The sequence below is a fragment of the Streptomyces sp. Edi4 genome (assembly GCF_040253615.1).
Classification (GTDB): Bacteria; Actinomycetota; Actinomycetes; order Streptomycetales; family Streptomycetaceae; genus Streptomyces.
Map to the genome: position 1 here is coordinate 112140 of NZ_JBEJGY010000001.1, position 13996 is coordinate 126135.

The window sequence follows — 13996 nt, forward strand, 5'->3', positions numbered from 1 at the left end:
GTGATTGGTGCCCAATCACCGCGTGCACGGGGCCAGCGCGGAGAGGCGCGGCAGGCACGGCAGGAGAATGCTGGGGCACGTTATCGCCTCCGGCACTACAAAAGCCAGTCGCCCCGCCGATATCACGGCGGAGCGACTGGCGAATGGGTGAGGTGTCCTCAGTCCATCAGGAAGAGCTCTTGCAGTTCGGTGAACTCCTCGGCCGACAAGCGCGCCTTGAGACCGCTGTAGATCTCCTTGACCGTGGTCACCTCGATGACGACGAGGTCACCAGCGGAGCTCTCGCCGCTCGGCTGAGCGGGCGCGTTAGTCGGTGCAGCTCCGGACGGGGCGCCGCCGTTGGCCTCGGGGGTCGACCCGGCTGGCGGAGTAGGCGGGACCGGCGGGACCGGCGGGAGAGGATCCTCTGGTGGCGGCCCGTCAGGGGCGCCGGGCTTCGGGCCGCGCTGCTCGGGTACCGGGCTGTTCTCCGCGGTGGCTGGCGGCTCGCTGTTCTCCGCGGGGGCCGGCGGCTCGGGCTTCGGCGCCGGGTCAGGTCGCCGCTGCGCCGCCGGGTCCTTGGCGTCCTTGACGATGGCCCGGGCTTCGTCGAGCGTCAGCTTCCCGTCGGCGAACTCCTGCTGCAGGTCCTCGCGAAGGCTGGCCAGAACAGTGGCACCGTCCTGCACCGTTACGAGGAGTTCACCCCCGAATTCCATCGGGAGTTTCTCGGTCTTACACCACTGATCGACGACAGCGTTCTGCAGCGGCTCGATCAGCTTCGCCAACTTGATCTTGTGGGACACCGCGGTCTGTGAGATGTTCCCGATCCGCCGGGCCAGCTCCCGCTGAGAGATGCCTAGTTCGTCGATGGCCCTCTGGTACTCCCTGCCCTCTTCGATCGGGTCGAGTTCCATGCGCATTTTGTTCTCTTTGATCGCCGACAGGCGCAGGGAACCGTTCTCGGCGACGGTCTTCCGCAGGGCGACCGGGACCTTTTCCAGGCCCTTCTTCTGCGCGGCGGCCAGTCGGCGGTGGCCGTGGATGACGACGTAGGGCTTGCCGGACTTCTCAACGTGTTCACGGTGCGCGGGATAGTGCGCGATGTAAGCCGCCGCAGTAACCACGGTGAGGGCCTGGACCACGCCGTCGTCGTCGAAGCTGGCGGCGAGGTTATCTAGGCCCCGCAGGCGCTTACGACCATTTTCGGGGCTGGGCAAGAGGTCGGCGACAGGGAGTTCGGCAGCTCCCTGGCTGAACAGCCTCTGTTGGCTGGCGGCAGCTCTTGTGTCGCCAAGCGAGAGGTTTTGGGGCATTCCGGCCATGGGGTCTCCGGGTAGATGGTGCCTACGTGATGGGTCTCTGCGGGTGAGCTTATCCGGCGGCGTCCCGCCGGTTAGGGGGCGGCGTCCGCTATGAGGGCGCCGTCTGTACGTATTTGGGGAGAAAGGCCCCGGTGCCTCACCGGCCGGCCGTCGGGCGGGGCGGGTCCTCAGTGATTGGGGACCAATCACTGGTGGGCGGAGGGGATGGCGACAGTCTGCCTGGTCCGGAGCGTCTCTGCGGCCAACTCCGGTATCCGACACGTGACCTGCCCGTCTCGGTCCTCACGGCGGCCACGGATGATTGGTGCCCAATCGCGGCGAGGCACTCGGCAGGGCGAGGAGGCTGGTATCGCGCACTAGTGTGTCGTACCAGCTGGCGCGTCGAGTGATTGGGCACCAATCACTCGACGTCGAAGGCTGCACCGCCTGATCTGTCGGCGCTCTCATCCGCCGCGGACGACTCGTCAGTGAGGGGGCTCGGGATCTCGTACTGCGGCTCCAGGAAGACCATGGCCGGGATGGCAGGCCGGGGGTAGGAGAGCGGCCCGTGTGATTGGTGCCCAATCACTCTGGACTGCCGCTGCGTCTGGGCGGATGAATTCTGCATAGAGGGCTCCTCGGGTCAGGCCGCGCCGGAGGCGCGATGGGTGGTTGTTGGGGAGGTCTTCGACTTTTCTCGGTCTTGCCGTGCCCGCAGCAAGGCGCGGTAGTGAACGTCGGTGGAGCGGGCGGCTTCCTCCTCGAGCGCTTCGCGGTAGTACCGGGCCTCGGCGAGGTCGCCGGGGTTGCCCTGGATGCGTACGGGGCCCCGTTCTTCATGCAGCTCCGGCATCACGGCGTCTCGGGCGGACCTTGCCGTACGGAGCTGGTCGCGGGCGCCGACGTACGACGGTGAGGGATCGGATCCGGGGAGCCGGGTCCGGGCAGGGCGGGCGGGGGAGGGGGCGGCCGGCAGCGTATCGGCGGACGGCGTCGCCCGGTGCAGGTCCTTGCGCACTTGGATGCTCTGCAGCTTGGCGCCCGGAACCTTCTCGTTAGCCTCGGCAATGAGCTGCCGGGACACCAGGGACAGCATCCGCGACCAGGAGTCGGAGTCGCACAGAACGGTCAGGGTCCCGGTGGTCTCGTCGAAGTGCACGGCCTTCCAGTGCTGCGCGCGGTCCTCGCCGACGATGCCCGGCCACCGTGTGATGAGGGTGCCGCCTTCCGCTGCCTGCTGCCACCCGTTGTCCACGAGGAGCCGCTGCATCACTGCGCCGAGCGCCAGAGGGTCGCGGCCGTCGCCGCGGCCCCGGCGCACAGACCGCTTCGGCCTGGCGGCCGAGGCTCCCCTGCTCCGCGCGCTCTCCATCGCCTGCCGCAGCACGATCCGCGCCAAGTCCGCTCCGCTGGCCGCGGGTTCGTCCATCGTCACGCTGCCTCCGTACCAGTGCGAGGCCGGGCCGCAGCACGCGCGGTCGGGCACGGCCATGCCTTGCCCTGGCAGGTCTGGCAGACAGCGCGCTTGCCGCGCGTACGGCGCGGGGCGTGCAGCTGCACGGCGGTTCGCAGGCGGCCGAGTTCGGTGAGGAGCGAGTCGAGCTGCGGGTCCGTTATCGAGCTGGCCGTGGGGTGCAGATCGGACATGGTGGCTCTCCTGACGGGTACTCAGTGCAGTTGCAGGTTGGGGTTGTTGGCGTGCGCGTGGAGGGTGATGCACTTGCTGACCAGCTCTTGGCCGTAGAGGCCGGCGGCCGCGGTCGGGCCGAGCAGCTCGTACGTCGTCAGCACCAGGCCCGGGTCCTTGGCGTACTTGTAGGCCGACCACGCCTCGGCCCGCATACGGGCCCGGGTCTCGTGGTCCAGGCCCTCAAGACCGCCGAAGTCCGCGACTTCCTCGCCGCTGGCCTGCCGGGTACGGCTTTCCTGGACGGCGGTTGCGAAGTCAGCGTTTGGCCGCGTCGCTGCGTCCCAGTCGCGCTGCCGCTCCTCGTCTGCCAGGCGCAGTTCGCGCTCCTGGAGGAGCTGGCTGGCGATGTAGGCGTGCGGCCGGGACGGGCGCCAGTCCAGGCCGGCGGTCACGGAGGGCGAAATCTCCCGCAGCCAGATGTCGACCTGTTCCTCGGTCGCCCCTTCTGCCAGCTTGTCGACCAGCACCCAGGACAGCTCGCTGATACGCGCTCGCTGGGTCCAGGTGTGCAGCGGTCGCAGGATCCGAGCGAGCCGGTCGGCGGCCTGGTACAGGCGGGCCGTCACGGTGTGGCCCAGGGTGCTCTTCTTCGGCGGAGTGATCTTGGCAGCCCGCGCGCTGCGCGTAGCTTTACCAATCCCACTCACTTCAGCTGCAGGTACGTTGTGGGGACCACCCCGAGAAGGGGGCGCAAGGCGCCTTCCGGCCGTCTTCTGCCGCGAGTTATCCACACCGTTGTCCACAGCCTGCTTCCGGGCCGCCTCCGTACGGCCGATGACCTTCGCCTCGTAGCCCTCGCCGCGCAGCCGGTGCCCCCTCGCGGCGTCGTAGGCCGGCGGCACGACCGCGCCATACACGGTGGCGGTCGCGGTGTACTTGCGGCCCGGCAGTCGCAGGTTGCGCTTGGAGCCGTGTTGCAGCCAGACCAGGGCGCCCATCTCGCGGAGGTAGGAGACGTGGCGCTTGACCGTGGCCACGTCCAGCTCGAGCGTCGACGCGGTCTCCACGAGGCGGTACAGCACGATGCCCCGGCGGTAGTCCATGCGGGAGGAGAGGTCCATCGCGACACGCGCGGTCGTCCGGTTGGCCTTCGGGTGCAGCTGCGCCTCGAAGATCATCCAGTTGAGTGCGACCAGCCAGTCGCGGGGCTCGCACCGTCGGGACGCGGTGTGCAGGACGTCCTGGGCCTGGCCGCGGACGAGCTCGAAGCGCGTCGCAGAGTCCGGTCCGGTGGCGGGGAGATCGGCCCCCGCGGTGTCGCCCGGAGGGGTGGTGAAGGCGTCGACACCACCCTTCTGGGCAGGGTCAAGCTGACAAACGGCAGCACTGTGCTGCATGATGGGCTCGTCGTCCTCTCTGGAAGACGGCACAAAGAGGCCCCTACGGGGGACTCAAGTGCCTTTGAAAGCCCGAAGCGGGTGGTGAAAAGCCCCCGGATCGGTGCCTTTGAAGGTTGGTGATGAGCGGTAACTCCGCCCCTGGTACGGGCGGTGAAAGTCCCAACGGCCGAGTAGCGACCGGACGTCGGGCCCTAGTGGGTAGTCAGGCGGGCAACCTGATGAACCACCGTGGAAGTGGGCCGCAGTGCCGAGGACCGGGTTGACGGGCAATCAACTCGACCGCGAGCAGCGGCCGGCGGAGGGTCTCTGATTGGGGCCCAATCACTCCGCCGCAGGACACCTACGTCATGCCAGCCCCCCTCCGGGGGAGGAACTGGCCATCCCTCTTGCGCTGCGAGACGACGCCGGTAACGGTGCGCGCGATGCGGAGGGGAACGAGCGGAACCGTCCGAGGCAAGCCGAGACCCACCGGCGGGCGTGGCGCCTGAGCGCCGCCCGGGTGGGTCCCGTTGTCCCGTGCACCGGGTGCACGGGTACCATCGTTCATGCCTCGGCCGTCCCAACTACGGTCTCGGCGCTCGGCCCTCGTTACCCCGGCTTCGACTCCGGGGGTGGCGGGGGCCATTAGCGTTTTCGGACTGGTGCGGCCAGCGGAACCGTGGTTCCCAAATATGGCCAGGGCTGAGCCTACCTCTGCGACCGGGCGCAATGCGACCATCTTCACTCCCACGGGGCGTGTCGGATTGATGTTCTTGGGCATGGCTGATGTTTCTCCTGGTCAGGCCGCTTTTGCAGCAGGGAAGTTGGGGGTGTCGGTGCTGTCGGCACGGCGTCGGGCGCGGGCCCGGGTACCGGCGGTCCGGCAGGCGTCGCACGAGCAGTTGCGCTTGGTGTAGCTGGACTCGGTGCCGTGCTGGTCGATCTGGAGCTCGGGGCCGCCTGCCCGCCGGGCCGCCCGGCCGGCGGCCTGAGCCTGCGTCAGGGCCGCTGCGAACAGCGGGTCGTTGCGTCGCAAGTTGTAGACCGGGGTGCGGGACAGGCCGATCGCCGCGGCGGCCTCGGCGACCGTGGCGCCCGTGCGTATGTCGACGAGGAGCTGCTCGATGCGCTCGGAGCTGGTCAGGGCAGGCGGGCGACCCCGGCCGCGCCGGGCCGGCGCGGCGGGCTGCGGGCGCGGCCGCGCGTGGGCTGGCCGCGCGTGGGCTGGCCGCGCCTGCAGGTGCAGGAGGACGGTGGTCATGCTGCCTCTCCCAGCTGAGGGGCCCCGGGCGCCTGCCGGGAGGTCCGCGCCGCCGCGGTCTCCAGGAGGGCGGACACCGTCAGGTCGTCGGGGTGGAACCCGAGCTGCTCGCACATCTGGGCGTACACCCATCGGATGTTGGGGAAGGGGCGGTCCATTGCCTCCGCAGCGGCACGCAGGTCCGGCTGCTCACCGAGGGCCTGCAGGAGCTGTGCCTGGGCGGGTGAGGGTTCCCAGTTCTTCACCGGCTCCGGCCGGCGGTCGCCCTGCTGCGCGAGCCGGGTCCGCCGCTTACGGGCCGCCCGGCGCTCGGCGCGCCGCTCGTCGGCGGTCATGCCGCCCCACACACCCTCCGCCTCCCACCATCCGCCACCGCCCAGTGCGTAGGCGCGGCACGCCAGCAGGAGCGGGCAGCCGGAGCAGACGGCCTTGGCCATCTCTTCGTTGACGGCGCCGGGCCGGTGGAAGAGGTCGGGGTCGACCACGGGGGCGCCGAGGAGGCCCGTCTCCGCGCAGGAGCGCGACGGCCAGTTGGGATGGGCTTCGAGAGCGGCGAGGGCCGTGGTCTGGTCGGGATTGAACATGGAGATCCTCACTCCTCGCGGGCCTGCGCCCGGTTGATGATGTTGGTGGCGTCGGCGACGACAAGCGCCGCGGCCAGCTCGGCTCGGGTCCGGCGGTGCATGGCCCGCTCGAGGACCCGGTCCAGCCGCTCGCCGGCCAGGGCCTGGTCGACCTGGCGGTGGTGCCACCACAGAGCGGCGGCGCCGGTCAGCGTGATTGCGGCGATCCAGCGGATGCGCATGGGAGTTCACCTCCATCCACGGCGCGGTCGGGGCCAGGTGCCAGCGGCGGGCGGCGGTCATGCCGCCAGCCCGAGGGGTTCGGTGTCCTGGCCGGTGATGAATTCGAGGGCCATCGCGCCGAGGTCGCGGGCGATGTTGGGGGTGACCGCCATGCCGATCATGGAGATCCGCTGCTTGTCGCGGTCCGAGGCCTTGTCGGCGGTGGCGACCAGCTCGTAGGAGCCGGGGAAGCTCATGGCGACCTTGCGTTCGTCGATCGTCAGCAGCCGGGCGTGCCGGTCGCGGACGTCGGCGGCGGTGCCGTGCACCCACAGGTGGTGGTTGCCGCCAGCGGTCAGCGTCGACAGCGGGAGGCTGGCGGCCCGGTGGGTTGAGCCGCCGCCGCGGAGCTCGGCGATGAACGGCGCCCCGCCGTAGAGGCGGTGGCCGTCCTGGATCTTCTGCCAGGTCCGGGCCCGGCGCGGCTCGAGGTAGCGGTCGCCGATGAGCGGGCCGGGGTTGGCGGGGTCGAGGATCTCGGAGACCGGGCGCAGCGCGGCGGGCTCCAGGGCCACGGTGGCGCAGGCCCGGTGCGGGCAGCGCCAGGTGTACTGCGAGCGGTACTTGCCCCACGGCCGGGTCGGCGAGCAGGAGTCGGTGAGCTTGAACGCCTGCAACGCCTGGACCCGGCCGTGCCGTACGCAGTCCACGAGCGGCCGCAGCCACTTGTCGAAGTTCGGAGTGCGGCCGACCGACTCGTGCCAGAGCACCACGTACATCCGGTCGCGGCTGGTGTGTGCGGCTGGCCCGTAGGCGGCGGCGTGCGCGGAGTTCCGGAACACCAGCTGGTGCAGGTAGCCCCACGCACGGAGCTGGGTGAGCCAGGCGTCGAACGCGGCCCCGCGGTTGTGCGCGGGCCCCCACCAGCGCGCTTCGACCACGTTCTCGACGACGATGAACAGGTACTGGTGGTGCTCTGCGAACCGCGGGACGCAGTGCATGGTCGCCCTCGAACGGATGGCGGTCTCGTCGGTCCCGGTGGAAGAGAACAGGCCGTCGACGAACTCGCCCTGCGCGCGCCGACGGCCCTGCGCCACGGTGTGGAACGTGCACTCGGGCGAGGACCACAGGGCGTGGGTGCGGGGCCAGGCCGCCGGGACGACCTGCGAGAGGTCGGCGAGGTGCACGCTGGTGCCGGGGTGGTTGGCCCGGTAGGTCGCTACGCAGTGCGCCGCGTGGTTGCCGGCCTGCACGACGACCGTGCCGGGGACCTGCTCGAGGCCCGAGGCCGCACCGCCGCCTCCGCCGAACTGGTCGCTCCAGGTCACGTACGGCATCAGGCCGCCACCTGGCCCTGTTCGTCCGTGTACTTGGCGTATCCGCAGGTGCGCACGAGGGTCATGCTGCTGCCCCCTGTCCGGTCTGCTGGGTGCGCTGCCGGGCGATGCGCAGCCGCAAGGACACCACCTCGCCGAGCGTGGTGAGCCTGCCCTGCCGGTCGAGGGCGGCCATGCCGCCGGCGCGGCACCGCTGGATGTCCTCGGCCAGTTGGGACAGGGACTCGTAGGTGGCCTCGCCGTCGTAGGCCCGGCGCAGGAACTCGGCCTTCGGTGCCCGGTCGACGCCGTCCTCGGCCCACTTGCGCAGTTCGGCCCCGACGGCGGCGGCGTCGGTGAGGACCTCTCCGGCGAGGGTGGGGGCGGCCGACCTGGTGACGGCCATCTCGCGGGTGGGCAGCATGGAGGCGGCGAAGTCGACCTCGTACTCGAGCCCGTCGCGCTGGTCGGCGCGCAGGCTCACCCGGGTGGGTACCGTGCGTCCGCTGGAATCGGTGGCGAGGACCACGTCCAGGCGGTTGCGCATGACGCCGATGACGTGGCCGGGGTGGCAGTGAACGGTCTCGATCATCTGGCGCTCTACCGGGCGGACTTCGTCCCATCCGGCGTCTCGGCTGCCCTTGCCGCTGCGCTGAGCGACCTGGTCGCGTACGCCCTCGGGCCCGCTCCAGAAGCTGCTCCAGGTGGAGATGACGACGACGTCGTATGCGGCTGCCTCATACAGGGCCAGGCACAGGTCCTGGGGTTTGAAGGCGGTCAACTCCGCGACGTCGAAGCCCTGGTCGATGGCGTCGGCGTACTGCCGGGACCGGCCGCGCTCTGTGTCGATGACGGCGATGGTGTCGCCCAGGGCGGAGGCCATCCGCAGGGCGGAGATCAGTCGGTCGGAACCGGGCGGGCCGTCGAGGAGCGCGCGTACGGGGCGGGCTTCCTTCGTGGCGGCTGCGAACTGGAATTGGGTGTGCTGAACCAGGCCGCCCGCGGATGCGGGGGCCTCGGCGGCGGTCGCCATGAGGTGGGTCTCCTATGTGGTTGTCCTGTGCGCGGGGCCTGGCCGGTGTCGGCTTCCGGCCTGCGGGGCTCCCGCGCGGAGTTGCGTTACTCCTGGCTCGGCTTGCCGCCCACGTAGTCGTCGCGCAGGTACTGGGTGATGACCCGGCTCGGGTTCACCAGGAACTTCAGCCGCTCCTTGTCCGCCTTGCAGCGGTCCTCGATCGGCTTCCACTCGTCGTCGGCCATGCGGATGCTGGTGGACGGCACCGACTTCACGGGCTTCTCGCCGGGTGCCTTGCGCGGTGCACGTGTCGGCTTGACCGGCTCGAGCTGGCCGGCCATGTACTGGGTGAAGCCCTCGCGCATCACGGCGGCCAGGCTGCGGTGCTCGGCGCTGGCCTTCTTCTCCGCAGCGTCCTTGACCTCGGACGGGATGTACAGCGGCCGGGTCGGCAGGTCGTTGCTGCTGTCACGCAGCGCCCATACCGCGCGGCCGGCGGCCTTGGCGAGGTTGCCAAGAGCTTCGGCGTCGCCCTCGAGCACGCCGAAGTCGGACGTGAGCTTGGCGACTGGGCCCTCGGTGGTGACCTCGTACGGGGTCTGCCCGGTCAGGCGGATGACAGGGGGCTGTTCTTCAGCCACGGCGGCGGATCCTCTCGATGGCGGACCGCGCCGGTCCTTGGCCGGCGCAGCGGTGTGCAACATGCGTCCTCACTTTCGCAGAACCGTGCCGGGAGTCCCGTTGGTGCGTGCTGCATCAACCGACCCGGCGGCCCCACGATAACCAAAACCCTATACGTAAGCAACGGGTTTCGACTATGGTGCGCATGTCCGCTTCACCACGACCCGCGAGGAAGTCAGATGTCCGACTCCACCACCGCACCCTCCGTCCCCGCCTGGCTCGCCCAGGCCCAAGCGGCCTATGAGCAGGAGAAGGTCGACGAGGGTGCTCGTACGATCATGCACCGTCAGCAGCTCGTCCGGAACATCAACGACCAACTCGACGCCCTCGGAGTCGAGGCGCTGAAGCTCGCCCACCTCGACGAGCGCGGCAACCTGGTGGGCGCCGTCCTCCTCGAGGCCGACTACGACGAAGGTGCCTACGAGGTACGCGCCCTGTGGGACGAGACCAACCGGCAGATCGAGCTGCACACCGCCGACTGGGAGGATCACATCCCGAGCTTCGGGCGGGTCCGCCTGCTGAACACGCTCGGGGACATCGTCGCCGCCCGGTACGAGACCCCCAAGGCCCCGGCCCCCGCGCGGCACCTCGCCACCGAGGCGCTGCACTCCATCGACAGCCTGCGGCCCGACGTGTTGAACAACCACGAGGTGGAGGCCATCGTCACCGCGATCAACGGGCTGACGGCCGCCGTCCTGCACGTCGGCGACCTCATCGCCCGGGCCACCGACCGCCCCTGAGCGTCGGCACATTGGGCTCCGTCACGCTCGCCGCGTCCTCACGGTGCGCATGCCGCGACGACGCGGCCAGCGTAACGGATCTTCATTTCAGCGCATAGCCCCAATTTCACGGCCGCACCGCCGGCCAGCACCCCGCACCCCGAGACGGAGGCCCCGTTGAGCACAACCGCCCTGCCCGTACGCCGGGTCCGCGAGCGCACCGAGGGCTGGCGCCGCGGGGACGGCATCATCGTCGATCGCACCACCAAGGACTGGGGGAACCCCTTCCGGCTCCAGTGGGCCTACGACCTGAAGCTGGCTGAGCCCGGCGACCAGGTTGCCGCCCACGAAGCAGTCGTCGACCTGTACCGCAAGTGGCTCGCCGGTGACCGCACCTACCTCGACGACGCCGAGCACGACCTGCTCCGGGACCGTGTCCTGGACCGTCTCGGGGAGCTGCGCGGCCGGGACCTGATCTGCCCGTGCAAGCGCGGTCTGCGCTGCCACGCCGAGGTCCTCATCCAGTGGGCCAACGCGGCCCCCGCCGAGACCGTGCGCTACGTCCAGCTCGCCCGCCGCCGGGTCGACCGCTCGCGGGCCCGCCGCGGCGAGACCCCGCTCGTGCACCTGAAGGACGCCGCGTGACCACGGCCGCCCTTGGCCCCCGGCCGCCGATGCCCGATACGGCCGCCGCCTGGGTACGAGCCCACGTCCTGGCGCCGAAGCAGATCCCACCGGCCTGGCACGAGTGCCCGTGCCAGGGTCTCTCCAACGCCTGCGACCACCGACGGCACACCGAGTGCGGCCACGACCAGTGGGTCGCCTGGTGGGGCCGGGAGCCCGAGACCGTGATCCAGACCTTCGGTGGCAGCCCCTGCCACGGAGCCTGCGGCCTCAACCGCGGGCAGGCCACCGTCTACCTCGCCGACCGCCGCTGCTGGACCCGCTGCAACTGCCACTGCCACCAGCTCCCTCCCGCACCCCGCGACGCTCCGCCCCTCACCGAGCAACTCGACCTGTTCCAGGAGGACATGTGAGCACCCGACCGACCATCCACTACCTGGCCACCCGGCCCGACGGCACCGTCCCGCCCACCACCGGCCTGCCCGCCGAGTACGCCGGGTGGACCGGCGACCCCATCCCGACCGTCAACATCGCCGCCCACCTCGGCGGCACCGTCGACCACCCCACCCCCGGCAGACCCTGGTACGACGAGACGCCCTTCAGCTACTTCCGGACCTACACCCGCCCCGGGGAACTCCTCGAGCGCGTCGAGTGGCCGGCCCGGCTGTGGATCGTCGAGCCACTCGGAGCGACCGGCAACTGGGGCGGCAAGCACTACCCGTACTGGGTGCTGTGCCACCGGCTGCGCGTGGTCGAGGAGGCCGAGCCGTGGCACGCCTTCGGACACCGCGGCAAGCAGGCGCTCGCCACCCTCGCCCAACTGCCCGACCTAGCCCGGCAGTGGGCCGAGGAGTGGGCCGCCAACCCCGAACGCACCCGCCGTACGTACGCCCCCTGGAACAAGCGGGTCACCGACACCCGCGCCCTGGACTGGTGGGCGTTCTTCAGGGCGCAGTACTCCCGGCGCGAAGCCGCCCTGGCGACCGCCGACCGGCTAGCAGTCTCCGCCGTCGACCAGGCCGTCGGCGCCGCCACGGAAGAGGCCGCCGACGCGATCCGCCTGCGCGCCCGCTGCCTGGCCGCCGGGCAGCTGCTCTTCGACCGGATCCGCAACGGCGAGTACGAGAAGGAAGTCCGCGCCCTGCTGCTCGGCACCGCGCTCGAAAGCCCCCAGCCCGCCTTCGCCTGACCCTCCGCCAACGCACAGGGCGATGCGCCCCACCCAGCCGCAGCCCACACCGGGCTGCGGCCTTCAAACACCAGGAGAACCGTGCCCAACCAGCTCGCCGCCGTCCGCGTCCTCACCGAAGGGGTCGTCGGTCCCCAGGTCTGGGACGGCCGGACCGGCGAATGCCAGACCATGCCCACCAACCTGTACTACCAGCTCGAGGATGCGATGGCCGCCGTCCTTGAACGCATCACCGCCGCCGTCAACTGGCCCCGCCTGCTGCTCGAGGCGTCCTGGCGCCACGCCACCCTCCACGAGAAGACGGCCGAGGACGAGCAGCGCCCGGCTGGCGAGGGCACCCCCTGGGAGTGCTCCGTCCGCGGCGTGTGCGGCGAGTGCCTGCGTCACGCGCTGCTCAGCCCGGAGACCGGCGCACACCCCTGGGAGGACCGCCCCGATGTCCCCCTGACCCGCACCGACCTCGACTGGGCCCCGGTGACGGCCGCGGCCCTCGGGCACAGGCGGACCGCCACTCCCTCGCGGGGCCGGGAGTCCTCCGCAGCGCTCACCGAGGCACGCACCGTGCTCTCGCGCGCCGAGTCCGCGCTGCGCAACGGCCCCACCGAGCACCTCTACACCGATGACGGCCGCGGCCTGCTCCACGACGAGCACGGTGAGTGGGCCACGGCGTACGACCCCGACCACGAGCAGATCCAGCAGGCCCTCGCCAGCGTCGTCGCCCTGCTCGCGCCCTGGCGCAGCACCGGCCGGCCGCCCGGCACCGCCGAACAGCGGCGGGCCACCCAGAAGGGGGTGCGCTGCGACTGCGGACGGCTGTGGGCCGACCGTGTCGGCCCCGGCCACGCCCCGGCCACCATCTGGAGCCCGAGCACACCGAACGCTGAACCGGCCGCCCTCAGCAGCACAGGAGACTGATAAGCCATGACGACCACGACCCCGATCGCGCCGCTCACCGTCGCCACGCACGGCTTCAGCACGCACCACGGCGTCGCCCTCATTGAGATCGGCGAGGAGGGCGAGCGGCTCCTGGCCCTCGGGCACCCGGACGACCAGCAGGTACTGGCAGCGCTCAGCGCCTACCACCGCAGCATCGGCAACCGCATCCTCCCCGGCGGGCAACTACTCGGCCTGCTCGCCAACGGCGTCGAGCGCACCTGGGGGCGGGCCGAGGAGTGCTCCACCGGGGAGTACCCCTGGATCGTCGAGGACGCGACGGCCGAGCAGCCCGGCGCCCAGCCGGTCACCTGGATCGACCACGAGTGGCTGGAGCGCGAGGAAGCAGCGGTCCTCGAACAGTGCCCGCGCTGCGACCGGGCCAGCCGATCCACCAACTGGGGCTGGGGCCCGGGGCGCCGCACCGGCGCGCCCCACCACTCCTGCCGGGCCTGCGCTTACCGGTGGCCAGCCGCACCGCTCTACCGCGCGGTCCTGCGGAAGCGCTCCGTACGCCCCACCGCCGCGACGGCCTGCTTCGCCTGCCAGTGCTCCACCACCACCTGGTGCGATGAGCCGCACCGCGACACCGGCTGCAGCAGCATGCCCCTCCACCCCATCGTCGGCCGCCCGCTGTGCCGGGGCTGCCGCTCCTCGCTGCCCCCGGACACCTGGCAGCAGCTCGTTGACGCCGGATACGGAACCCCCGCCGCCGGACCAGAGATGGCCGAACGACGCGACCTCTGGCTGGTGCGCCGCGCCCACGACGGCATCGCTCCCGACCAGGCCGCCCGGGAGTGGACCCGGCGTCTGGCCCTCGTCGCGCGGCGGGCCGGGTGAACGCCGGCCAGGCCGCGCTCGGTGACCGCGACGCCTCCGTCGCGGTCACCCCGGACACCGTCCCGGCCGGGTGCTACTGGTGGACCGACCCGGACGGTGACCTGGCCCTCATGCCCGGCTGCATGGCCCGCGTGCAGGACCCGGAGGCCGAGTGCACCTGCGACAAGCTAGGTGCCCGCCTCGCTCGCCTGGAGAAGAAGGTGCGCGAGCGGGCGGTCGCCCAGGAGTACGCCGAAACCTGGTGGACCGCGCTACGCGCCGCCGTCGAGAACCACCCCGACGCGGCCACGATCCTGGCCGACGCCCATCGCCGGGCCGGCCGCTGACCCGCCCCGCTGAAC

18 protein-coding genes are annotated in these 13996 nt (G+C 71.2%); 7 read left to right on the forward strand and 11 right to left on the reverse strand.

Annotation, left to right across the window (positions count from 1 at the left end):
* Window positions 1–158: 158 nt before the first annotated feature.
* From ABR738_RS00790 to ABR738_RS00840, 11 genes are all read right to left on the reverse strand, one after another.
* Entirely contained in the window at window positions 159–1304 is a 1146-nt protein-coding gene (locus ABR738_RS00790; protein ID WP_350227971.1) for a ParB/RepB/Spo0J family partition protein, read from the reverse strand.
* A gap of 400 nt (window positions 1305–1704) precedes the next feature.
* A complete protein-coding gene (locus tag ABR738_RS00795; protein ID WP_350227972.1) occupies window positions 1705–1911 on the reverse strand; it encodes a hypothetical protein in 207 nt (68 codons plus the stop codon).
* Between the two features lie 15 nt (window positions 1912–1926).
* Window positions 1927–2712 carry a DciA family protein gene (locus tag ABR738_RS00800; RefSeq protein WP_350228007.1) on the reverse strand — a complete coding sequence of 262 codons (786 nt, stop codon included), beginning with the start codon at window positions 2710–2712 and terminating at the stop codon, window positions 1927–1929.
* Between the two features lie 2 nt (window positions 2713–2714).
* On the reverse strand, window positions 2715–2930 hold the full coding sequence (locus ABR738_RS00805; protein ID WP_350227973.1) for a hypothetical protein: 216 nt from the start codon (window positions 2928–2930) through the stop codon (window positions 2715–2717).
* Window positions 2931–2951: 21 nt separating this feature from the next.
* Window positions 2952–4310: a hypothetical protein gene (locus tag ABR738_RS00810; RefSeq protein WP_350227974.1), complete on the reverse strand. Its 1359-nt coding sequence runs from the start codon at window positions 4308–4310 to the stop codon at window positions 2952–2954.
* A gap of 781 nt (window positions 4311–5091) precedes the next feature.
* A complete protein-coding gene (locus tag ABR738_RS00815; RefSeq protein ID WP_350227975.1) occupies window positions 5092–5553 on the reverse strand; it encodes a hypothetical protein in 462 nt (153 codons plus the stop codon).
* Window positions 5550–6137 carry a WhiB family transcriptional regulator gene (locus ABR738_RS00820; RefSeq protein WP_350227976.1) on the reverse strand — a complete coding sequence of 196 codons (588 nt, stop codon included), beginning with the start codon at window positions 6135–6137 and terminating at the stop codon, window positions 5550–5552. The genes ABR738_RS00815 and ABR738_RS00820 overlap by 4 nt, the downstream gene beginning before the upstream one ends.
* Before the next feature lie 8 nt (window positions 6138–6145).
* A complete protein-coding gene (locus ABR738_RS00825) occupies window positions 6146–6358 on the reverse strand; it encodes a hypothetical protein (protein WP_350227977.1) in 213 nt (70 codons plus the stop codon).
* A 57-nt stretch (window positions 6359–6415) separates the two neighbouring features.
* Complete coding sequence (locus ABR738_RS00830) at window positions 6416–7675, reverse strand: DNA cytosine methyltransferase (protein WP_350227978.1); 1260 nt, start codon at window positions 7673–7675, stop codon at window positions 6416–6418.
* 61 nt (window positions 7676–7736) lie between these two features.
* Window positions 7737–8687 carry a DEAD/DEAH box helicase family protein gene (locus ABR738_RS00835; protein WP_350227979.1) on the reverse strand — a complete coding sequence of 317 codons (951 nt, stop codon included), beginning with the start codon at window positions 8685–8687 and terminating at the stop codon, window positions 7737–7739.
* Between the two features lie 86 nt (window positions 8688–8773).
* Window positions 8774–9310: a hypothetical protein gene (locus tag ABR738_RS00840; protein ID WP_350227980.1), complete on the reverse strand. Its 537-nt coding sequence runs from the start codon at window positions 9308–9310 to the stop codon at window positions 8774–8776.
* A gap of 219 nt (window positions 9311–9529) precedes the next feature.
* On the opposite strand from ABR738_RS00840, the gene ABR738_RS00845 reads away from it, so the two are divergent.
* The 7 genes from ABR738_RS00845 (at window position 9530) to ABR738_RS00875 (ending at window position 13981) form a co-directional block, all read left to right on the forward strand.
* Window positions 9530–10090, forward strand: a complete 561-nt coding sequence (locus tag ABR738_RS00845) for a hypothetical protein (protein WP_350227981.1) — start codon at window positions 9530–9532, stop codon at window positions 10088–10090.
* Between the two features lie 156 nt (window positions 10091–10246).
* On the forward strand, window positions 10247–10714 hold the full coding sequence (locus ABR738_RS00850) for a DUF4326 domain-containing protein (RefSeq protein ID WP_350227982.1): 468 nt from the start codon (window positions 10247–10249) through the stop codon (window positions 10712–10714).
* Window positions 10711–11106 (forward strand): hypothetical protein, encoded by a 396-nt coding sequence (locus ABR738_RS00855; protein ID WP_350227983.1) that lies wholly within the window; start codon window positions 10711–10713, stop codon window positions 11104–11106. The genes ABR738_RS00850 and ABR738_RS00855 overlap by 4 nt, the downstream gene beginning before the upstream one ends.
* Window positions 11103–11882 (forward strand): hypothetical protein, encoded by a 780-nt coding sequence (locus ABR738_RS00860; protein ID WP_350227984.1) that lies wholly within the window; start codon window positions 11103–11105, stop codon window positions 11880–11882. Before ABR738_RS00855 ends, ABR738_RS00860 begins: the two co-directional genes overlap by 4 nt.
* An 81-nt stretch (window positions 11883–11963) precedes the next feature.
* Window positions 11964–12797 (forward strand): hypothetical protein, encoded by an 834-nt coding sequence (locus ABR738_RS00865; protein WP_350227985.1) that lies wholly within the window; start codon window positions 11964–11966, stop codon window positions 12795–12797.
* A 6-nt stretch (window positions 12798–12803) separates the two neighbouring features.
* Complete coding sequence (locus tag ABR738_RS00870) at window positions 12804–13655, forward strand: hypothetical protein (RefSeq protein WP_350227986.1); 852 nt, start codon at window positions 12804–12806, stop codon at window positions 13653–13655.
* Window positions 13652–13981, forward strand: coding sequence for a hypothetical protein (locus tag ABR738_RS00875; protein WP_350227987.1), 330 nt, complete (start codon window positions 13652–13654; stop codon window positions 13979–13981). The genes ABR738_RS00870 and ABR738_RS00875 overlap by 4 nt, the downstream gene beginning before the upstream one ends.
* The last annotated feature ends 15 nt before the right edge of the window (window positions 13982–13996 follow it).